Source organism: Enterobacter cloacae complex sp. P29RS, from assembly GCF_014893445.1.
Classification (GTDB): Bacteria; Pseudomonadota; Gammaproteobacteria; order Enterobacterales; family Enterobacteriaceae; genus Enterobacter; species Enterobacter intestinihominis.
Window position 1 is genome coordinate 46,446 of record NZ_JADBPZ010000030.1, and the last position, 21,502, is coordinate 67,947.

Genomic DNA, 21,502 nt, shown 5'->3' on the forward strand with positions numbered 1-21,502 from the left:
GGAGAGGGTCAGGGTCAGGGTGAGGGCATCAGGCCGCAGAGGAGCTAAAGCCCCCTCACCACCAGCGCCTCATCAAGTTCCCGATACGCCTCCACCAGCTTGTCCAGCGTCGCCCTGTTCAGCCCGCTCGGATTCGGCAACACCCACACCTGCGTTACGCCAATGGTAATGTTCTGCTTACCCCACTTCGCACCGCGCTGGCTGAACGCCTGCTCGTACGCCTGTTTGCCGAGGATCGCCAGCGCCGCGGGCTGGTAGTCTTCAATCTTCTTCACCAGTTCCCGCCCGCCAGTACGCAGCTCATGCAGATTTACTTCGCTCGCCTGCACCGTTGGACGCTCGACCAGCATGGTGATGCCACAGCGCGTATCCAGCAGCTGCTGCTCTTCTTCCGGCTTAAGCTGTTTGTCGGTAAAACCGGCCTGGTGGATCACCTTCCAGAAGCGATTTCCCGGATGAGCAAAGTGAAAACCGGTGTACGCCGAGGACTTGCCCGGGTTGATTCCGCAGAACACCACCCGCAGGCCAGGGGCCAGAATATCGTTGATCATCTCTACTCCTGTCTATGCATCTTAAGATAAGTATAAAGGATTGATTATGCGTTGTTTATAAAAACAGCAGGCAGGTGTGAATGGCTGGATTGATGAGGGGAGTTACTTTATAATTCACCGCCACGGCCCCTTAGCTCAGTGGTTAGAGCAGGCGACTCATAATCGCTTGGTCGCTGGTTCAAGTCCAGCAGGGGCCACCAAATTTTAGCTTTAGAATCATATAATTAAGCCACTCTAACGAGTGGCTTTTTCTATGTAACTGACAGTGTTCCATTATCGTTACATGGCATCTTAACTGAACCCGATCTCGATCCAGACCCCAATTGTATGACGCAGATCAGAACACACTTAACTCCCCCCTCACCTGCCGCCTTGTGGATCAGTTTTGAAGATTAGCTTTTGTATCGAGTGACATGGCGGTAAATTTTTTTCGTTACAAAAATGGCGAGTATGCCCAGCAGAATTGAAGATAAGCCAAGGAAAATCAATAAAGAAAGGATATGACTAAACAAGCCACCAAAGCTTGTAAAATCACCCAATCGAGCAAACTGCTCCGGAGTGAGTACACGAACGACGATCTCTGGAATAGTTAGAAAGAAAATAATCACCACTAGAACATAAATTGCCACTCTACCGCTTTTTTTCATTTCCTTCCTTGCCCCCTATGACAATGATGATCAATTATTGACAGGGTAATGTTACAACAAGGGAAATTACAATGGCAGACGGCTATGCAAAAATGAAGTTGCAATCAGAAAGGAATCTAGCCCTGGCGCTAACCAAAGCATTGCGAGAAATACAAGCTACCAATATGAGTGCTATCGAAAATCTAAAGCTTGGTACACAACGTATAATTAACTATGGTTCGTGCCTGATACCAGACGATTACTACCGCAATACCTGTCGCGAGCTAATAAATGAAGACCGCCGTCTCACATTAGCACTTGCCGAAATCTATAACCGAAACGATGTTGCTCTTGATATGGTTGAGATTTACTTTCAGAAAACTCTCAAAAGACTGGGAGAGCAAAAAAGTAACAATCTCGCTGCATTTCTTAAAAAGGAATTAGGCGATAAGGCTTATGAGTACGCTGAGAAATCTAGCAAACTAGCGCTGTCCTTAACTATTGCAAAGCTGATAATCAGTAGCGGCGATTTTCACGAGTCGCATATCAGAATGGTTAATTCTTTATCATCAATGTATGTTAACGGTGCTATAATCTATTCGAAAGCACAGGTGGCGGCGCTAGCAGCTAATAAGCTCAAATTTCAGGACTCTGCATATTACCAGGCATTGTACCAACAGAATCTGGAGATGCTTTACTTTCTTATTGAACCGCAAATGACAAAAATAATTTATCAAATTGAATCAGGTGGCAACAATGAGGAAATAATCGGCGATGCTTTATATGAGTTATTAAGAAGATGAAACGAGCAATATTATGGTTTTTGCAATCATATATTTATTATATCCCTATAGCGCTCATCGTTGCTGGTGCTTATCTTTTTGCGCGTTTCATCCCTGACTATTTTGGTATTCTTACCCTGACATGGATCATCATCGTTACCTATTTTTATGTAAAACATAATCGTTGGTTTTGATGGAAATCAGGAACCCCACATGCCACATGCGCACAAGAAAAAAGCCAGCCCCACACTCCCACGGTGTTGGCCTTGCTTTAAAGCAGTGATATTCACAACAGGTTAAAACACGTAACACATGCCCAGCGTAAATTCGTTAGAGACAATATGCGCCTTCATCTGCTCATCCTTTAAGCCACGCATGTTCGCATAGTTGTTATATCCACTGTCGATCTTACCCATATCGAAATAGTGCCCCGGTCGACATACAGACGCTCACCGCCTAAGTGCTCTTTCTGTTTGCCGCCAGAACGGTAGCCAGGATCATCGCGATCGGCAGGGCGACTACAATAGCTTTCATCTTCATCAACACTCCTTTGGAAAAGCATTCCGCACGGCGAACCATCGTCTGCCGGTGTCAGGAAAAGTCAGTGACACGAAGCGTAAGCACTCCCGAAAGGGCAAACTATTCGGGGGAATACGCGTTTTACCTGGTAATTTTAAGTAGGGACTGGTCTTGGTTTTAAAGCGATTGCTAGTTATTTCAACGGATTAGCGCTTATCATCAAAAGCAACCTGCTCATTTCATCTTTTACGCGCCCATCTTCACATTCTGCAATTCTAAAGAAATCCCCCATCGCGCCGATCATCATCCGTGTGTATTATTTCCAGTAGCTTTTACAACAACTAACCTTAACTCAAATACTTAAGCGCCAGAGCGAAAGGCATCATGAGCACACCGATCAAACGGCTAGAAATCATTAAAAATGCCATTGAGCTGGAAGATGACGACATCATCCGGAGCCAGTTGAAACGTCTCAAAGAGGAAGCCTTTGACGATAATCTCCTGTCCATCGTCGCGGCGCTTGAGCAGAAAAATTACACCGCAGCCCTTCGCGCTATCACCGCCTGGCTGCAAAGCCAGCGCGCCGTTACCCCGTGGCGTGACCCGCAACTGGCGGCCAGCAAGCTGGAGCTGAAGGCTCTGGAAGAGCGCTTGCGCGATCTGATTGATCGCCGTAACGCCCGGGTACAGCAGCTTGATGAATTCAACGATCTCTATTTCTCCCGCCTCGGGCCGTTGATGCAGCAGATCCTCGCCCTGCGTAAAACGCTGGCGGAGCTTAACCTGCGTCGTCAGCAGGCGGAGACGCGTCGTCGGGAAGAGGATTACCGCCGCTGCCAGGGCTATATGGCGCAGGCCGTAGAGGTTCTGACAACGCTCACCCGGCGCTGGCGAGATCTGCCTGCAGATTCCGTTCAGGCGGCAGAGGCGCGCAAGCATCTTCAGCAGCAAAGTAATCTGATTGCCAACCTGCTGGCCGAAGCGATGGAGCTGGAGACCGGTTTAACGCGTGAAGAAGAGCCAGCACGTCAGGCGCGCGATGAGGCCAACGAAGAGTACAAAAAGTATCGCGAACAGCATCATGATGCCGAAGTGCGCCTGCGTAAAGGCAAGGATCTCTCTGAAGAGGATCGGAACGAGCTGAAGCGGCTCTGGCGTCAGGCGAGCAAGCTATGCCACCCGGATCTGGTTGCCGATGATTTAAAAGAGGAAGCCAACAGGATGATGGTGCAACTCAACCAGGCCAAACAGCGCGGCGACGTGAAGGCCATTCGCTCGCTGGTCGCCCGTCTGCAACAAGGGTTTGAACCGATGATGGCGAGCGACAGGCTGAACGACCTGGAACGTATTCGCAAAAAAATGGCGCAGGTGCGTGAGCAAATCGACACCCTGGTGAACGAGCTGGCAGAGCTGGAGAAGGAAGAGTCCTGGCTGCTCGTCTCGTCGCTCAGCAATATGGAAGCCTACTTTGCCCAGCAGGAGAAAGCGCTGAGAGAGGTATGCGCCTCGCTCGAACATCAGGTGAGCGAAGCGCAGCTGGATCCCGCAGCCTGATTATTTGGCGTGCCAGTACGCACTGGCACGTACCAGCTGTGGGTCAATTGCGTCGGTTTCAAACTGACGGCTCAGGCGTTTCACCACCTTCCCCTCTCCGGTCAGCCAGATAAAGTAATCCTCTTCCGGCACGGCCAGCGCTGCAAGATGGTCGGCTACCGCCTGCTCGTTGTGGCCGATAACCCAGGTGATGTTGAACCCGCTCAGGTGCGCCAGATAGTCCTGGTACGCCGCATCGCCCACGGTGACGATGGCGTGGATCGCCGGGGGAACAGGCAGTTTTGCGATGCTTTCTAAACGGCGACGCAGCGCGGGCATACCCGACTCGTCGCACACGTACAACTGCCAGGCGTAATCTTCCGGCACCACCAGCGAACCACGCGGACCGCCGATGGTCAGCTTGTCGCCCACCTTCGCCTCTACCGCCCAGTTGCTGGCAATGCCGCCATCATGCACGAAAAAATCGAGCGCCAGCTCGTGTTTTTCGTCATCGTACAGCGGGGTGTAGTCACGCGCCTGCGGACGCACCCCATCGCCCCAGTCGATGCCTTCATCGGTCACCACAGGCGGCACGAAAGGGGTACCCGGTGCGGGGAAAAAGACTTTGGTATGGTCGTCAAAGCCGCGAGAGCTAAAGCCCTCCAGCGCCTCGCCGCATAGTACAATGCGCTGAAATCCTGCGCTGACTCGCTCAGTGCGCCGCACGTTCAGCTCACGAAAACGCAGGTCATTGCGGACACGTTGAGGGTAACGGGTAGATGCCATGTTGATGCCCTTCTCAGGTGAATACGATATATCGGAATGAATTTTTAATGATAATGATTGCTATTAACTCAGAAATCAAGATCTTTTAGATTGCATCTGAATATATCTTAGATATAGTTTAGATATATCAGATTGAGGAAGAAACATGCGACACGAACACGACGGCGGCGGACGCCGGCCACGATTTTTTGGCCATGGTGATTTGCGGCTGGTGATCCTGGATATCCTGACCCGCAACGCGAGCCATGGTTATGAGCTGATTAAAGAGATCGAGAACCTGACGCAGGGACATTACACGCCAAGCCCTGGCGTGATCTACCCGACGCTGGATTACTTGCAGGATCAGGCGCTGATCACCATTACCGAAGAAGAGAACGGCCGTAAGCGGATTGCAATTAACGCCGCCGGGCAGCAATGGCTGGATGACAATAGGGAACAGCTGGAGCAGATCCAGACGCGTATCAAGGCGCGCTCCGTCGGGTTCCAGCTGCGCAAAAACCCACAGATGAAGCGGGCGCTGGATAACTTCAAAGCGGTTCTGGATCTGAAAGTTAATCAGGGAGAACTCAGCGACGCGCAGTTAAAACAGATTATCGGCGTGATTGACCGCGCGGCACTGGAGATCTCCCAGCTGGATTAAGCCAGCACGCCGTCGCTCACGCGGAACACGCGGACCAGCTCTTTCAGGTGCATCGCCTGTTCGTTAAGGGATGCCGCCGCCGCAACGGACTCCTCCACCAGCGCGGAGTTCTGCTGGGTGGTGGCGTCTATCAGGCCAATCGCGCTGTTGATCTGCGAGATACCTTCCGTCTGTTCATGGCTGGCCTGGCGAATTTCACGCAGGATGACGTCCATCTCTTCCACGTTGCCGACCATGCCGTTGATAAGCCCGCTGGCTTTCTCCACAAGGTTCATGCCGTCCTGCGTCTGGCTTGTGGAGCTTTCAATCAGCTGGCGGATCTCACTCGCAGATGTTGCACTTTTCTGCGCGAGCTGGCGTACCTCGCCCGCCACCACCGCAAAGCCGCGACCATGCTCACCTGCGCGCGCCGCTTCGACCGCCGCGTTCAGCGCCAGAATGTTGGTCTGGAAGGCAATGGCGTCGATCAGGTCGATGATGTCGGACATCCTGTTCGATGTTTCGTTAATCAGGCGCATCTTGCTGGTGACCTGCTTCATCATCTCGCCGTTGTTTTTGACCACGGCAGCCGCATCGGCAGACAGGTTCGTCGCTTCTCCGGTGTGGGAGGCGGTGTTCTTCACCGTGGCGGTAATCTGCTCCATCGACGCGGCCGTCTGTTCAACGGAACTGGCCTGCTCCTCCGTGCGGGCAGCCAGATCCTGGTTGCCCGCGACAATCTGTGCGGCGGCGCTGGAGATGTTTTCCGATCCGGTTTGCACCTGCTGCACAATCTCCAGCAGGCGCGTTTTCATCTCCATCAGTGCGGTGAGGAGCAGTCCGGTTTCATCTTTACCGTGCGAGGTAATGCTGCCGGTGAGATCGCCATCGGCGATGGCCTCCGCAAAATTCACCGCGTCGTTCAGCGGGCGGGTAATGGATCGCACAATGAACCAGCCAGTCAGGCTGGCTGCCGCGACGCTGAAAAGCGTAATCAGGATCAGCAGCAGACGATTAGTGCGGAAATCGCCTTCCACCTGCTCGCCCGCACTCTGCATTTCATGATCCTGGATCGCAATCAGCGCCTGCACTTTCGCTTTATAAGACTGTTGCAGGTCCAGGGTGTTGGTCATCATCTCGTTTATCGCGCCCGCACGGTCGTTATTCTGCACGGCCTGCAAAATGCGGTAGCGCGAGTCAAGATATTGCTGGCGTACGCCGTGGATGTCCGCCAGCACCTGTTGGGATTTTTTATCCTTGAGAGCGTTGTCCAGCTCGCTCAGGATTGCGGTGATGCGCTCGCTTATCGCCTTCAGACGCTGTTCTGATTGCGTCGTGTACGTTCCCTGTTCGTCCAGCAGCATGAGCTGCTGCGTGCTGATAAATTCCTGGAAGTTGTCGATTAACTGGTTCGCTTTTACCGTAGTTGGATAGTCGCTGGTAAGAATGGTTTGCATTCCATTGTTTGCCCGATTCAGGCTCATCAGAGACAAGCTTGCGCTGACGACCATCAGGACAATAAATAATCCAAACGCCAGAAATAATTTCGTGCTGATCTTTACGTCATGTATGAACATATTTACCCCATCGATGTGATTATTTCTCAGACGATCGCTGTTATCGGTAGGAAACGCGCTAACTTTATGACTTTGATCGTTTTTTTATTTCTCACTATCAATAAATCCGGGGCGGAGCAATTAAAAATCGGGTTCTTTTTTTAGTTACTTAATATTTCATTAACAACATAACTTATTCTGAAAAACAAAAAAGCCGTTTACCCCGGAGGAATAAACGGCTTTATCGAAGCATGCATTTCTTAATGCAGCACGGTAACCGCATCTTCAAGACGTCCGGCCCGGTGCTTAACCATCGCGGAAATCTGCGCGCTCTCTTCGACCAGGTCAGCATTTTTCTGCGTAATGCTGTCCAGTTCTGCCACGGCACGGGTCAGCTCTGTCAGGCCTGTAGCCTGCTCGGAGGTGGAGTGGCTGATCTGCGCGATAAGCTGCGTGACGTTTTTCACCTGCTCGACAATATCATCCATGGTACGTCCCGCGGCGTGGACCTGATCGGCGCCCGACTGCACTTTGCTGGCGCTGGCGTCGATCAGCTTGCGAATATCGTTAGCCGCGTTCGCGCTGCGGCTGGCAAGATGACGCACTTCGCCCGCCACCACCGCAAAGCCTTTCCCCTGTTCGCCCGCGCGTGCCGCCTCAACCGCGGCGTTCAGCGCCAGAATATTGGTCTGGAAGGCGATGTCATTGATAAGCGAGGTAATAGAGCCAATGCGCTGGGTACTGTCGGCAATGTCATCCATGGTTTTCACCACGGTCTGCATCACGGTGCCGCCCTGCGTGGCCGCGCTGCTGGCAGCCATCGACAGCTTGTCGACTTCGGCTGCGGTCTCAGAGTTACTCTGCACCGACGCCGCCATCTGGTTCATTGTTGCCACGGTCTGCTGCACGTTAGCCACGGTCTGGCGCGTGCGGTCGTTGAGATCTTCATTACCCTGCGCCAGCCTATCGCTGCCGTCGCGCACGCTCACCACCTGGCTGGAGACGTCGTTGATAAGCCAGCGGCACATCAGCCCCAGTTGTCCGACGGCCCGCAGCGTCAGCCCCAGTTCATCGCTGCGGTTAAGATGCTGCACGCTGTTACGCTCGCCGGTAGCGACCCTGAGCGCCTGCCTTGCGACGTTTTCCACCGGGCGGACAATCTGTTGCTCAAACACCAGGGTGCCAAGCAGCATCACCACGGCTGCCGCCACCAGCGAAGCCCAGCCTGCGGCACTGGCAATCAGCGTTGCGGACATCACCGCAAAAAGTACCGCCATTACGCTACGCACGCGCCAGCGCAGCGGCATCGCCGGTAATTTGCCGAGCCAGCCTTTGCGTACCACCAGCCCTTTATGAATGCGTTTTTTGCTACGTCCTTCATTGAGCGCCTTATAAAGCGGCTCCACCGCGGCGACCTCGTCCTCGGTGGCGCGGGTACGAATGGACATATAGCCCGTCATCTGACCGTTACGCACCATTGGTACCGCATTGGCGCGTACCCAATAGTGATCGCCATTTTTACGTCGGTTTTTGACAATCCCGCTCCAGGGCTCGCCCTTTTGCAGCGTGTACCACATGTCGGCAAAAGCCGCTTTCGGCATATCCGGGTGGCGCACAATGTTGTGCGGCTGCCCGAGCAACTCCTGAAGCGTAAAGCCACTCACTTGCACAAAGGTGTCGTTAGTGTGGGTCATGTAGCTGTGGAGGTCGGTGGTCGACATAAGCGTGGTGTCATCGTCCAGCGGATATTCATTCTGGGTGACATAGTCAGGAGAGGACATAGTGAGCATCCCTTGCAGGTTATTTGAATGTTAATTTTGTGGCTTATGTTTTTTCGGCGATAAAAAATTTATCTTTAGTTGTTAAATATGATTGAGATCGCAAATCTCGGTTAAACCGCACTTTTCGTACGCTTTTCTAATTAATTGATTTAAAATACTTTCGACACGAAACTACCTACAAAGCATGATCCCCCGGCGCACACTTAAGGCGCATTTCCTGCCCTGGAGCAGTGCAATTGACGAAACCCCATCCCCGGCTCGTTATCCCTTATCCCGTGCGGCGCGCGATGGCATGATTAAATATTGTGCAACTCTGATTTCACCTGGCGTTTATCCCGATTTTTGTTAAGGCATCTGAGGTGGCGTAATCCCTGCAATACTTAACTCAGTATCATGTGATACGCGATCCCCGGGAGCATATTTTGAACAGGTTACCTTCCAGCGCCTCGGCTCTTGCCTGTACCGCGCACGCACTGAATCTCATTGAAAAGCGAACGCTTGATCATGAGGAGATGAAACAACTTAACCGTGAGGTCATTGATTACTTTAAAGAGCATGTGAATCCTGGTTTTCTGGAGTATCGCAAATCTGTTACCGCCGGCGGGGATTACGGAGCCGTAGAGTGGCAAGCGGGGAGTCTGAATACGCTTGTCGACACCCAGGGACAGGAGTTTATCGATTGCCTGGGTGGTTTTGGTATTTTCAACGTGGGGCACCGTAATCCAGTTGTGGTTTCCGCCGTACAGAATCAACTTGCGAAACAACCTCTCCATAGCCAGGAACTGCTCGATCCGCTTCGCGCCATGCTCGCGAAAACGCTGGCAGCCTTAACGCCCGGTAAGCTGAAATACAGCTTCTTCAGCAACAGCGGCACCGAATCGGTCGAAGCGGCGATTAAACTCGCCAAAGCGTACCAGTCGCCGCGCGGGAAATTCACCTTTATCGCCACCAGCGGCGCGTTCCACGGGAAATCCCTGGGCGCACTGTCTGCTACCGCCAAATCCACCTTCCGCAAACCGTTTATGCCGCTGCTGCCGGGCTTCCGCCACGTACCGTTCGGCGACATCAACGCCATGCGCACCATGCTGAGTGAATGCCGTAAAACCGGCGACGACGTGGCGGCGGTGATCCTGGAGCCGATTCAGGGCGAAGGAGGCGTGATCCTCCCGCCGCAGGGCTATCTGCCCGCCGTGCGTCAGCTGTGCGATGAGTTTGGCGCGCTGCTGATCTTCGACGAAGTGCAGACCGGGATGGGGCGTACCGGCAGGATGTTCGCCTGCGAGCATGAGAACGTTCAGCCAGACATTTTATGCCTGGCGAAAGCGCTCGGCGGCGGCGTGATGCCGATTGGCGCAACGGTCGCCACTGAGGAGGTCTTCTCGGTGCTATTCGACAACCCGTTCTTACATACCACCACCTTTGGCGGTAACCCGCTGGCCTGTGCGGCAGCGCTGGCCACCATCAACGTGCTGCTGGAGCAAAACCTGCCTGCGCAGGCGGAGCAGAAAGGCGACATGCTGCTGGACGGCTTCCGTCAGCTGGGCCGGGAATACCCGGATTTGGTACAGGATGCACGCGGGAAAGGGATGCTGATGGCGATTGAGTTCGTTGATAACGAAACCGGTTATAGCTTCGCAAGCGAGATGTTCCGCCAGCGGGTACTGGTGGCGGGAACGCTCAACAACTCGAAAACCATCCGCATTGAGCCACCGTTGACGCTCACCATTGAGCAGTGTGAGCAGGTGCTGAAGGCGGCGCGTAAGGCGCTGGCGGCGCTGCGGGTGAGCGTGGAAGAGGCGTAAAAAACGCCGGGTGGCGCTACGCTTACCCGGCCTACAACATACTGCAGATGTCGGCCCGGTAAGCGTAGCGCCACCGGGCAAACACCGCCCCCTCTCGCCCCCGTAGGCCCGGTAAGCGCAGCGCCACCGGGCAAAACGCTACTCCGGCAACAACCCCACAAAGCAGCGTTTTTTGCGCGGCTCTGACATCAACTCTTCGAGCTTGTCCACGCACGCCAGATAGTGTGGCGTTTGCTTATGCGCCAACACCGCCTCTTCGTCTTTATAGGCCTCATAGATAAAGAACCGGGTTTTCACCCTCGGGTCCTGCAAGACGTCAAAGCGCAGGTTGCCCGGCTCCTGGATCGCTCCCTCGTGGTTGGCGCGAAACACCTCCAGAAACTCATCCACTCGCTCGGGTTTGATGTTGATTTCCACCAGCGTCACGTTCATTTTGCTTCTCCCTGTTTCTCTTCCTGCCAGAACTGGAACGCCTCACGGGCGCTCATGTTCTCGTGAACCACTTTCTTCACCGCCTTCAGCATGGCGAGCGGCGCGCTGGACTGGAAGATGTTGCGCCCCATATCCACGCCGGACGCGCCCTGGTCAATCGCCCGCCAGCACATCTCAAGCGCCTCATGCTCCGGCAGCTTTTTGCCGCCCGCGATAACAATCGGCACCGGGCAGCTGGCGGTCACTTTTTCAAAGCCCTCGTCCACGTAGTAGGTTTTGACGAACTGGGCCCCCATTTCGGCTGCGATGCGGCTGGCGAGCGAGAAATAGCGCGCGTCGCGCGCCATCTCTTTACCCACGCCCGTCACCGCCAGCGTCGGCATGCCGTAACGCGCCCCCGCATCCACCAGCTTGATGATGTTGTTGATTGACTGATGTTCAAACGGGCTGCCGATATAGACCTGCGCCGCCACCGCGCAGACGTTCAGGCGCAGCGCGTCTTCCATCGCCACCGCCACGCACTCGTTAGACAGCTCGCCCAGAATCGAGTTACCGCCGGAGGCGCGCAGCACCACCGGTTTGTTCGTCGCGGCAGGTACCTGGCTCCTGAGGATGCCGCGGGTACACATCAGCACGTCGGTTTCGCCAAACAGCGGCGCGATGGAGAGATCGATACGCTCAAGGCCGGTGGTCGGTCCCTGAAAGTAACCGTGGTCAAAGGCCAGCATCACCGTGCGGTTGCTCTGCGGGTTGAAAATGCGCGAAAGCCGGGACTGCATGCCCCAGTCGAGCGAACCGCAGCCCTTCAGGGTGTACGGCACATTCTGCTGCGGCGTACCGATGCCAAAATCCTTGCCGTCTTTGATGTCGTCTAAATCAGCCATTTGCTCCCCCGTCAGAAATCGTATTTGTTGATGTTCTCTTTGGTGAACACCACCCGCTCCGGCAGCAGCACGATGCCGTTGCCCTTCGCCTCATACTGGTAGCCCTGCACGCTGTTCGGCTCGACCTTCAGCGTCCCGATATCTTTCACCTCCACGCTGTCGCCAGGGTTAAGATCGCCCTTTTTCAGCAAACGATCGGCGACATTGACCGCAATTTTGCCCTGCTGCACCACGTCCCACAGGCCGAAGGCTTTCACCGTGCCGCGCTCAACGTACGGACGCATCACGTTTGGCGTGCTGAAGCCGACAATCGCCACCCCTTCCCGCTTCAGGTTTTCCGCCGCCTGTGCCGCCGCCGGCAGGGCGTTGGCGTCCGGGGCGATGATCGCATCCAGATCCGGATAGGCTTTTAAGATCCCCTCGGCGGTTTGCAGGGATTTAGTGGCGTCGTTATAGCCAAACTGCGTGGTGACGACCTGCCACTGGGGATGGTCTTTCTCGATTTTGGCCTTCGCCTCTTTCACCCACTGGTTCTGGTCGGTGACGGTGGGGCTGGAGTAGAAGAACGCCACTTTCGCGTTCGGTTTGGTGACCTGCTTGCCTGCCATCTCCACCAGCAGGCCGCCCAGCTGTTCCGGCGTGCCCTGGTTGATGTAAATGCTGCGGCACTCCGGTTTGGTGTCGGAATCCCAGGTCAGGACCTTCACGCCGCGCTGCATCGCGCGCTTCAGCGCCGGGCAGAGACCGTCCGGCGACACGGCAGAGACGATGATGGCGTTATAGCCCTGGTTGACGAAGTTATTGATCAGTTGCACCTGGCCGGAGACGCTCGGCTCGGTCGGGCCGTCGTAAGTCACGTCCACGCCAAGTTCTTTCCCCGCCTCTTTCGCGCCGTTGCCGCCGCTGGTGAAGAATCCCACACCCACCAGTTTTGGGATAAAGGCAATGCGGTCCGCCGCCTGCGCCGAAGCGAAGCTGAGGGCCATTGCCAGGACGAGCAGTTTTGTTTTCATCTTACGCTCCGGATAGTTTTCTGAAGAGAGAACGCACCCATTCACGGTGCAGACTCAGCGAACGCCCCATCACCACCACAACCAGCAGCGCCCCTGACAGCGCGCTCGACACCTGGTTGGGGATGCCAACCATCTGTAAACCCTGTTGCAGGTACCCCACCAGCAGCGCCGCCAGCGCCGTACCGACAACCGAACCTGAGCCGCCGTAGATATTCGCTCCGCCGAGCACGGCGGCGGTGAGCGCAGGCATCAGTAAATCGCGCCCCAGATCCGAACGCGCGGAGCCGAAATAGGAGACCATCACCAGCGCGGCAATCGCCGAGGCCACGCCCACCAGGCCGTACAGCGCATACGGCATACCGTTCACCGACAGCGCCGCATAGCGCGACGCGCGCGGATTCTGGCCAATTAAAAACAGATGCCGACCAAAGCGCCCGCGATGGGTAATCAGCCAGAAGAAAGCGGTAATCACCGCGAACAGCACCAGCGGGATCGGCAGGCCCATCACCGTGAGGTTAGCGAAGGCGGTAAAGCTGTCCGGGAAGCCGCCGATCCCCTCGTAGCCCGTCGCCCCCGCCATGCCGGAGAGCAGCAGCGCCCCGCCGCCGTAGAGGTAGAGCGTGCCGAGGGTAATGACCAACGGGCTGATGCCGGTGTAGTGGATCAGCGCCGCATTCACCAGCCCGCACAGCAGGCCGAGCAACAGCGTCAGCGGGATGGCAACCGCCATCGGCCACCCGGCCTGCATCATCACCCCCAGCGCGATGGCGCACAGGCCGATGGTTGAGCCGAGGGAGATGTCGATCCCGCCGCTGATGATAACCAGCGTAAGCGGCAGCGCCACGATGCCAATGCAGATAAAGTCGCTGGTGCTGAACAGCAGCATGTTGATATCAAGCATGCGCGGGTTGATGGCGCCGAAGAGCAGGATCTCCAGCACCAGTAAAATCAGCAGCGCGCTTTCCCAGTTAAGCCTCATTCACGCCACCTCTTTTTTGCGTTTGGGAAACGGGGTGACGTGCTTTCCCCCTTTGTTACCGGGCTGGAAACGGCTGTATTTCAGCGCCCGCTGATGCCGCGCCAGTGCCTGACGCAGACGCCCGTCGAGCACCAGCACGCCCAGCAGCACCAACCCGGCGATAAAGTCATTCCACCACGCCGGGAGCCTGAACAGCACCAGCACGGTATCGATTTGGGTGAGGAAGAACGCGCCGAGGAACGCACCGACCAGCGTGCCGGTGCCGCCCAGCAGCGAGATGCCCCCCAGCACGCAGGCAGCGATGGCTTTCATCTCCAGCCCGCTGCCGGTCTGGTTGGGCACAAAGCCTATCTGCGCGGCAAAGACGATCCCGGCGCAGGCCGCCAGCATGCCGTTGAGGGTGAAGGCGAGCATCCGCGTGCGGTTCACCGCCACGCCCAGCTGACGTGCGGCGGCGAGGTTATCCCCCACGGCGTAGAAATCACGGCCAAAGGCGGTGCGCGACAATGTCCACGCGCCTGTAACCACGATTATCAACACCACAATGCCGAGCGGAGAAATGCCGACGGCGGCAGGCTCAGAGAGGGATTTCAGCCCCGGCGGCAGCCCTTCAATCCACTTCCCGCCGGTCCAGAGCAGCATCGCCCCGCGATACAGCCCCAGCGTGCCGAGGGTGGCGACAATCGCTGGAATGCGCAGCCCCACCACCAGAAAACCGTTGAACGCCCCCGCCAGCGCGCCAATCGACAGCGCGAAGAGAATGGAAACGGGCAGACTGTAGCCGCTGTTGAGCGCCACGCCGACGGCAATGGCGGACAACCCGACGGTGGAGCCGACGGAGACGTCGATATTGCGGGTCAGCATCACCAGCGCCGCGCCGATGGCCAGCAGGATCAGGATCTGCGAGCTGGCGAAGATCATCCCCAGCGTCTGTAAGCTCAGGTAGGACGGGTTCAGCGCCACCAGCACGGCGAACAGGGCCAGAATGGCGAGAAACGCGCTCAGCTCGCGGTTTTTCAGTAAGATCTTCATGATTGCCCTCCAAACGCCAGCGCCATCATCCGGTCGAGACTGACGGCGTGGCGCGGCAGCTCGCCGCTGATCACGCCCTGATGCATTACCAGCACCCGATCCGCGAGGCCGGGAAACTCATCGAGATCGCTTGAGATCATCAGCACTGCCACGTTCTGCGCCGCCACGCTTTTCAGCAGCTGGTAGATATCGGCGCGCGCCGATACGTCCACGCCGCGCGTCGGTTCATCGACGATCAGCAGCAGCGGATTTGCCTCAAGACAGCGCGCCAGCAGCACCTTCTGCTGATTACCACCGGAGAGCGTGCGCACGGTTTGATCCGCATGGTTGAGCTTGATCCCCAGCGCCCGGTGGTAACGCTCCACCACCGCAGACTCCCGCTTTCGCTGCTGCCAGAGCGACGGCTCGTTCAGCGCCACCGTGTTCCAGCGGACAGGCGCGTCGAGAAACAGGCCGGACACCTGCCTGTCTTCCGGCAGATAAACCAGCCCTTTTTCCAGACGGGAACTGACCGGAACGGCGGTGATCTCCTGGTTCTCCAGCCACACTCGCCCGCCGCGTACCGGACGCAGGCCGTAAAGCGTTTCGGCAAACTCGGTACGCCCGGACCCCACCAGCCCGGCCAGACCGACGATCTCCCCGGCGTAAATCTCAAGGCTGAGATCGATAAACCCTTCCCCGGTGAGATCCTCCACCCGCAGCACCGGGAAATCCTGCGCCTGGGTTCGGCGGTTGCCCGGCAGCGCCAGCCACAGCTTTTGCGTATCGCTTAGCGACTTTTCCCGGCTGACCGGCGTCATGGCGGCGATCAGGGCGTTATCGTCAAAGTGCGCGGTTTCGCCGCTCAGCACCACCGCGCCGTCGCGCATCACCGAGACGTGGCTCGAAAGCATGCGAATTTCCGGCAGCTTGTGCGAGATAAAAACAATGCCAACGCCGAGATCCTGCAGCGCGCGGATCTGGCGAAACAGGCGTTCGGTCTCGCCCGGCGTGAGCGATGCCGTGGGTTCGTCGAGGATCAGAATTCTGGCGTTGCGCATCAGCCCGCGCAGGATCTCCACCATCTGCTGATCCGCGACTTCCAGAGTGCTGGCAGCGGCATCGAGATTAAGCTGACATTGCAACTGCTGGAGTTTCTCCGCCAGCCGCTTTTCCCGATCTCGTTCGCGCGGCAGACGAAACAGGATGTTTTCCCGCACCGTCAGGTTGGGGAAAAGCAGTGGCTCCTGTGGCACCAGATAAATGCCTAACCGGTGCGCCTGCGACGGGGTAAGCCGTGCAAAAGACTCGCCCGCAACCGAAAGCTCACCGCGATCCGGCGTTTCAACCCCGGCGATGATTTTCATCAACGTCGATTTTCCCGCGCCGTTACCGCCCATCAGCGCATGCACCTGCCCAGCAAGCAGCGTGAAATCAATGCCTTTTAACACAGGCACGCCAGAGAACTGTTTGCAGATGTCACGTGCCTCGAGAAGTGGTGTCATCATCGCTCCGCTATTGAACAAATGATTTTTAGATTTAATAATGTTCAAAAGCGTAGACGGTGAACTATATTTACAACCGTGCAGGGATCACAGTTTTATCGATTGAGATTCAGATAAACCGGAAAGGATCGAAAAGATCCGTTTTGTCGCGTGGCTCACATTTTCACGCCGCACCATCACGAACATATGATCTAAATTTTTATAAGAGTTCAACTATGAGCGATAAACGCACTGCGGAAGAAGGACGGTTTGCCGGGCTGGCACTGGCGGAAGAGGAGCTGGTGGCGCGCGTGGCCTGGTGCTACTACCACGACGGGCTGACCCAGAACGACATCGGCGAGCGGCTCGGGCTGCCGCGCCTGAAGATCTCCCGCCTGCTGGAGAAAGGCCGTCAGTCCGGGGTGATCCGCGTGCAGATAAACTCCCGCTACGAGGGCTGCCTGGCGCTGGAAACCGAGTTGCAACAACGATTTGGCCTGAAGCTGGTGCGCGTGATGCCCGCCCTGAATACGCCGCCGATGAACGTGCGGTTAGGCATTGGCGCGGCCCAGTCGCTGATGGGCGTGCTGGAGCCCGGCCAGCTGTTAGCGGTGGGCTTCGGTGAAACCACCATGAGCAGCCTGCAACACCTGAGCGGCTTTATCAGCTCACAGCAGATCCGCCTGGTGACGCTCTCCGGCGGCGTGGGGCCGTATATGACCGGTATCGGCCAGCTGGATGCGGCCTGTAGCGTCAGCATGATCCCTGCCCCGCTTCGCGTGTCATCCGCTGAAGTCGCCGGGATCTTAAAGCGCGAAACCAGCGTGCGGGACGTGATCCTCGCCGCCACCGCCGCTGACGTGGCGGTGGTCGGCATTGGCTCGGTGAACCAGCGCCGTGACGCGACGATACTGCGCTCCGGCTATATCAGCGAAGGTGAACAGTTGATGTACGCCCGCAAGGGCGCGGTCGGCGATATCCTTGGCTATTTCCTCAATGCCGAAGGGGAATGCGTCGAGGAGCTGGAGATCCACAAAGAACTACTGGGCGTCACGCTCGATGAACTGGCACAGCTGCCCACCATCGTAGGCGTGGCCGGGGGGGAAGAGAAAGCCGATGCGATTTATGCCGCACTGAAGGGCCGCCGTATTAATGGCCTGGTGACGGAAGAGACGACAGCCCGCGCGGTGCTGGCTCTGGCCATTTAAGAGCCCTCCCTGCGCTAACAATGAGGCATGCTCATGAGTTACCTTTTAGCGTTAGATGCAGGGACAGGCAGCGTTCGCGCCGTTATTTTCGATTTGCAGGGCAACCAGATTGCCGTTGGCCAGGCCGAGTGGAAACACCTGAGCGTCGAGAACGTGCCGGGCTCGATGGAGTTCGACCTCGACACCAACTGGCAGCTGGCCTGCCGGTGTATTCATCAGGCGCTGGAGCGCGCGCGCCTGAGCGCGGCGGATATTCAGTCCGTCGCCTGCTGTTCGATGCGCGAAGGGATTGTGCTGTACGACCGCAACGGCGAGGCTATCTGGGCCTGCGCCAACGTCGACGCCCGCGCCAGCCGAGAGGTAGCTGAACTCAAAGAGATCCACGACTACCGGTTTGAATCCGAAGTGTATGACGTTTCCGGCCAGACGCTTGCCCTCAGCGCCATGCCGCGCCTGCTGTGGCTGGCGCACCATCGTCCGGATATTTATCGTAAAGCCGCCACCATCACCATGATCAGCGACTGGCTGGCGGCGAAGCTCTCCGGCGAGCTGGCGGTGGACCCGTCCAATGCGGGCACGACGGGCATGCTGGATCTCTTCTCCCGCGACTGGCGTCCGGCGCTGCTCGACATGGCCGGGCTGCGTGCCGATATCCTCTCCCCGGTAAAAGAGACCGGCACCGTGTTGGGGGCCATCACCAAAGCAGCCGCACAACAGAGCGGTCTGCGCGAGGGCACCCCGGTGGTGATGGGCGGCGGCGACGTGCAGCTGGGCTGTCTGGGGCTGGGCGTGGTGCGCGCCGGACAAACGGCGGTGCTGGGCGGCACCTTCTGGCAACAGGTGGTGAACCTGCCGCAGGTGCGCACCGACCCTGAGATGAACATCCGCGTAAACCCGCACGTTATCCCCGGCATGGCGCAGGCAGAGTCGATCAGCTTCTTTACCGGGCTGACCATGCGCTGGTTCCGCGACGCTTTCTGCGCCGAAGAGAAGCTGATTGCCGAACGCATGGGAATGGACCCCTACTCCCTGCTCGAAGAGATGGCGAGCCGCGTCCCGCCGGGCTCCCACGGGGTGATGCCGATCTTCTCCGACGCGATGCATTTCAAACAGTGGTACCACGCCGCGCCGTCGTTTATTAACCTCTCCATCGACCCGGAAAAGTGCAACAAAGCGACGCTGTTCCGCGCGCTGGAGGAGAACGCGGCGATCGTCTCGGCCTGCAACCTGGCGCAGATTTCGCGCTTCTCCGGCGTGACGTTTGAGAGCCTGGTGTTTGCGGGCGGCGGCGCAAAGGGCGCCCTGTGGAGCCAGATTTTAAGCGACGTCACCGGCCTGCCGGTGCGCGTGCCAGAAGTCAAAGAGGCAACGGCGCTCGGCTGCGCCATTGCCGCAGGAGCTGGCGCGGGGCTGTTCGCGGATATGGCTTCGACGGGCGAGCGGCTGGTGAAGTGGAGCCGCGAGTTCACGCCAAACCCGCAGCACCGCGAGCTGTACGACGGCATGATGCAGAAATGGCAGGCGGTATACGCGGACCAGCTCGGGCTGGTGGACAGCGGGCTGACCACGTCGATGTGGCAGGCGCCGGGCCTGATGCGCGACACACGCCCCTCACCCTAACCCTCTCCCCAGAGGGGAGAGGGGACTGCTCCGTGCGGCCTTTCACCCTCTCCCCTCTGGGGAGAGGGCCGGGGTGAGGGGAAGTTCTTTGAGATCTATCACAATCATTCGATCCCGCTTTTACCTTTCTGCCGCCGCTGGCTAAATTAGTAACTCATCCGACCACATAACAATAATTTTACACTGGAAGAGACTATGAGCCGCTACCCGTCGTTATTCGCCCCTCTCGATCTGGGGTTCACTACCCTCAAAAACCGCGTGTTAATGGGCTCAATGCACACCGGGCTGGAGGAGCGTCCGGACGGGGCTGAACGTCTGGCAGCCTTCTATGCCGAGCGCGCGCGCCACGGGGTGGCGCTGATTGTCACCGGCGGCGTAGCCCCTGCCCCTTCCGGGGTGACGATGGAGGGCGGCGCGGTGTTGAACGATGCGACACAGCTGCCGCACCACCGCATTGTGACCGATGCGGTTCACAACGAGGGCGGCAAAATCGCCCTGCAAATTCTGCATACCGGGCGCTACAGCTATCAGCCGAACCTGGTTGCCCCCTCGGCTATTCAGGCACCGATTAACCGCTTTACTCCCCATGCCCTCAGCCATGACGAGATCCTGGCGCTGATAGATGACTTTGCTCGCTGCGCCGCGCTGGCGCGGGAAGCGGGTTACGACGGCGTGGAGGTGATGGGCTCAGAAGGCTACCTGATCAATGAATTCCTCGCCGCACGCACCAACCAGCGCGACGACGAATGGGGTGGTGACTATGCCCGCCGCATGCGTTTTGCCGTGGAGGTGGTGCGCGCGGTGCGTGAACGTGCCGGTGCGGATTTTATTATCATCTTCCGCCTGTCGATGCTCGACCTGGTGGAAGGCGGCGGCACCTTCGACGAAACCGTGCAGCTGGCGCAGGCGATTGAAGCCGCCGGTGCCACCATTATCAACACCGGGATTGGCTGGCACGAAGCGCGCATCCCCACCATCGCCACGCCGGTGCCGCGTGCGGCGTTCAGCTGGGTAACGCGCAAGCTGAAAGGCAAAGTCTCCGTTCCGCTGGTGACCACTAACCGCATTAACGATCCGCAGGTGGCGGACGATGTGATCTCCCGCGGCGACGCCGATATGGTGTCGATGGCGCGTCCGTTCCTCGCGGATGCCGAACTGCTCTCCAAAGCGCAAAGCGGCCGTGCGGATGAGATCAACACCTGTATCGGCTGTAACCAGGCGTGTCTGGATCAGATCTTCGTCGGCAAGGTCACCTCCTGCCTGGTGAATCCCCGCGCCTGCCATGAAACCAAAATGCCGATCGTTCCTGCGACCAACAAGAAGCGTCTGGCCGTGGTGGGCGCAGGACCCGCTGGCCTGGCGTTTGCGGTCAATGCCGCCTCGCGTGGGCACAGCGTGACGCTGTTTGATGCGCTGGCGGAAATCGGCGGGCAGTTTACTATCGCCAGACAGATCCCCGGCAAAGAGGAGTTCTATGAAACGCTGCGCTATTACCGCCGGATGATCGAGGTGACGGGCGTCGATCTGCGGCTCAATCAGGTTGTCAGCGCGGCGGATCTGATCGGTTTCGACGAGGTGATCCTCGCGAGTGGGATCGCCCCGCGCACCCCTGCGATCGAAGGCATCGATCATCCGAAGGTATTGAGCTATCTGGACGTGCTGCGCGACAAAGCGCCGGTTGGCGAGAAGGTGGCGATCATCGGCTGCGGCGGGATCGGTTTTGATACCGCGATGTATTTAAGCCAGCCGGGCGAAGCCACCAGCCAGAACATCGCTGAGTTCTGCGTGGAATGGGGCATTGATACCAGTCTCAGTCAGTCCGGCGGTTTACGCCCGGAAGGGCCGCAGCTGCCGAAAAGCCCGCGTCAGATCGTGATGCTCCAGCGTAAGGCCAGCAAGCCGGGTGAAGGGCTGGGCAAAACCACTGGCTGGATCCACCGCGCCACCCTGCTCTCGCGCGGGGTGAAGATGATCCCGGCGGTGAGCTACCAGAAGATCGACGACGACGGGCTGCATGTGCTGATCGGTGGTGAACCGCAGCTGCTGCGCGTGGATCATGTGATTTTGTGCGCCGGACAGGAGCCAAAGCGCGATCTGGCCGATCCGCTGCGCGAAGCGGGTAAAACGGTGCATTTGATCGGCGGGTGCGACGTGGCGATGGAACTGGATGCGCGGCGGGCGATTGCGCAGGGGACAAAACTGGCGCTGAGTATTTAACGGCATCGCCCGGTGGCGCTTCGGTATGAACCGGAAACATGGGTAACACTTTAGACCGGATACATGGGTAACAGTTATAACTGGCATAGAAGAGGAGAC

General features: G+C 57.6%; 18 protein-coding genes, 1 tRNA gene and 1 pseudogene. 8 read left to right on the forward strand and 12 right to left on the reverse strand.

Annotation, left to right across the window (positions count from 1 at the left end; translation table 11 throughout):
• Window positions 1–44 precede the first annotated feature (44 nt).
• On the reverse strand, window positions 45–551 hold the full coding sequence (gene mug / locus IM282_RS19860) for a G/U mismatch-specific DNA glycosylase (RefSeq protein ID WP_126292108.1): 507 nt from the start codon (window positions 549–551) through the stop codon (window positions 45–47).
• Window positions 552–675: 124 nt separating this feature from the next.
• On the opposite strand from mug, the gene IM282_RS19865 reads away from it, so the two are divergent.
• Window positions 676–751 (forward strand) — tRNA-Ile (locus IM282_RS19865).
• A 192-nt stretch (window positions 752–943) separates the two neighbouring features.
• Here IM282_RS19865 and IM282_RS19870 read toward each other — a convergent pair.
• A complete protein-coding gene (locus IM282_RS19870) occupies window positions 944–1,198 on the reverse strand; it encodes a hypothetical protein (RefSeq protein ID WP_126291430.1) in 255 nt (84 codons plus the stop codon).
• Window positions 1,199–1,269: 71 nt separating this feature from the next.
• Between IM282_RS19870 and IM282_RS19875 the strand changes: the two genes are divergently transcribed.
• Window positions 1,270–1,980: a hypothetical protein gene (locus tag IM282_RS19875; RefSeq protein ID WP_022649452.1), complete on the forward strand. Its 711-nt coding sequence runs from the start codon at window positions 1,270–1,272 to the stop codon at window positions 1,978–1,980.
• A 275-nt stretch (window positions 1,981–2,255) separates the two neighbouring features.
• On the opposite strand, the pseudogene IM282_RS19880 reads toward IM282_RS19875, so the two are convergent.
• Window positions 2,256–2,410 (reverse strand): annotated as a pseudogene (locus IM282_RS19880) (porin family protein); the annotation flags it as partial.
• A 452-nt stretch (window positions 2,411–2,862) separates the two neighbouring features.
• On the opposite strand from IM282_RS19880, the gene IM282_RS19885 reads away from it, so the two are divergent.
• The gene (locus tag IM282_RS19885; protein WP_022649453.1) at window positions 2,863–4,032 is read left to right on the forward strand and encodes a molecular chaperone DnaJ; all 1,170 of its coding nucleotides are present in this window, start codon (window positions 2,863–2,865) and stop codon (window positions 4,030–4,032) included.
• Here the strand turns inward: IM282_RS19885 and IM282_RS19890 are convergent, their stop codons facing one another.
• Entirely contained in the window at window positions 4,033–4,797 is a 765-nt protein-coding gene (locus tag IM282_RS19890) for a siderophore-interacting protein (RefSeq protein ID WP_023298676.1), read from the reverse strand.
• Between the two features lie 145 nt (window positions 4,798–4,942).
• Between IM282_RS19890 and IM282_RS19895 the strand changes: the two genes are divergently transcribed.
• Window positions 4,943–5,437: a PadR family transcriptional regulator gene (locus IM282_RS19895; protein WP_017382401.1), complete on the forward strand. Its 495-nt coding sequence runs from the start codon at window positions 4,943–4,945 to the stop codon at window positions 5,435–5,437.
• Here IM282_RS19895 and IM282_RS19900 read toward each other — a convergent pair.
• Both IM282_RS19900 and IM282_RS19905 read right to left on the reverse strand, forming a co-directional pair.
• The gene (locus IM282_RS19900) at window positions 5,434–6,993 is read right to left on the reverse strand and encodes a methyl-accepting chemotaxis protein (protein WP_192970753.1); all 1,560 of its coding nucleotides are present in this window, start codon (window positions 6,991–6,993) and stop codon (window positions 5,434–5,436) included. The two genes, IM282_RS19895 and IM282_RS19900, sit on opposite strands and share 4 nt — an antisense overlap.
• 239 nt (window positions 6,994–7,232) lie before the next feature.
• The gene (locus tag IM282_RS19905) at window positions 7,233–8,753 is read right to left on the reverse strand and encodes a PAS domain-containing methyl-accepting chemotaxis protein (RefSeq protein ID WP_192970754.1); all 1,521 of its coding nucleotides are present in this window, start codon (window positions 8,751–8,753) and stop codon (window positions 7,233–7,235) included.
• A gap of 422 nt (window positions 8,754–9,175) precedes the next feature.
• On the opposite strand from IM282_RS19905, the gene ygjG reads away from it, so the two are divergent.
• The gene (gene ygjG / locus IM282_RS19910; RefSeq protein WP_022649457.1) at window positions 9,176–10,555 is read left to right on the forward strand and encodes a putrescine aminotransferase; all 1,380 of its coding nucleotides are present in this window, start codon (window positions 9,176–9,178) and stop codon (window positions 10,553–10,555) included.
• A 138-nt stretch (window positions 10,556–10,693) separates the two neighbouring features.
• Here the strand turns inward: ygjG and lsrG are convergent, their stop codons facing one another.
• Genes lsrG through lsrA form a run of 6 tightly spaced genes read right to left on the reverse strand, consistent with a single transcriptional unit; the run spans window position 10,694 to window position 16,379 of the window.
• Entirely contained in the window at window positions 10,694–10,987 is a 294-nt protein-coding gene (gene lsrG, locus IM282_RS19915) for a (4S)-4-hydroxy-5-phosphonooxypentane-2,3-dione isomerase (protein ID WP_022649458.1), read from the reverse strand.
• Window positions 10,984–11,871 (reverse strand): 3-hydroxy-5-phosphonooxypentane-2,4-dione thiolase, encoded by an 888-nt coding sequence (gene lsrF / locus IM282_RS19920; RefSeq protein WP_022649459.1) that lies wholly within the window; start codon window positions 11,869–11,871, stop codon window positions 10,984–10,986. Before lsrF ends, lsrG begins: the two co-directional genes overlap by 4 nt.
• A gap of 11 nt (window positions 11,872–11,882) precedes the next feature.
• Entirely contained in the window at window positions 11,883–12,884 is a 1,002-nt protein-coding gene (gene lsrB, locus IM282_RS19925; protein WP_023307027.1) for an autoinducer 2 ABC transporter substrate-binding protein LsrB, read from the reverse strand.
• A gap of 1 nt (window position 12,885) precedes the next feature.
• Window positions 12,886–13,863, reverse strand: a complete 978-nt coding sequence (gene lsrD / locus IM282_RS19930) for an autoinducer 2 ABC transporter permease LsrD (protein WP_192970755.1) — start codon at window positions 13,861–13,863, stop codon at window positions 12,886–12,888.
• Entirely contained in the window at window positions 13,864–14,895 is a 1,032-nt protein-coding gene (gene lsrC / locus IM282_RS19935; RefSeq protein WP_192970756.1) for an autoinducer 2 ABC transporter permease LsrC, read from the reverse strand. It abuts the gene before it with no gap.
• The gene (lsrA, locus tag IM282_RS19940) at window positions 14,892–16,379 is read right to left on the reverse strand and encodes an autoinducer 2 ABC transporter ATP-binding protein LsrA (RefSeq protein ID WP_192970757.1); all 1,488 of its coding nucleotides are present in this window, start codon (window positions 16,377–16,379) and stop codon (window positions 14,892–14,894) included. Before lsrA ends, lsrC begins: the two co-directional genes overlap by 4 nt.
• Window positions 16,380–16,594: 215 nt before the next feature.
• Between lsrA and lsrR the strand changes: the two genes are divergently transcribed.
• From lsrR to IM282_RS19955, 3 genes are all read left to right on the forward strand, one after another.
• Window positions 16,595–17,566: a transcriptional regulator LsrR gene (gene lsrR, locus IM282_RS19945; RefSeq protein ID WP_022649464.1), complete on the forward strand. Its 972-nt coding sequence runs from the start codon at window positions 16,595–16,597 to the stop codon at window positions 17,564–17,566.
• Window positions 17,567–17,599: 33 nt separating this feature from the next.
• Entirely contained in the window at window positions 17,600–19,186 is a 1,587-nt protein-coding gene (lsrK, locus tag IM282_RS19950) for an autoinducer-2 kinase (protein WP_154849980.1), read from the forward strand.
• A 195-nt stretch (window positions 19,187–19,381) separates the two neighbouring features.
• On the forward strand, window positions 19,382–21,403 hold the full coding sequence (locus IM282_RS19955) for an NADPH-dependent 2,4-dienoyl-CoA reductase (protein WP_058677359.1): 2,022 nt from the start codon (window positions 19,382–19,384) through the stop codon (window positions 21,401–21,403).
• The last annotated feature ends 99 nt before the right edge of the window (window positions 21,404–21,502 follow it).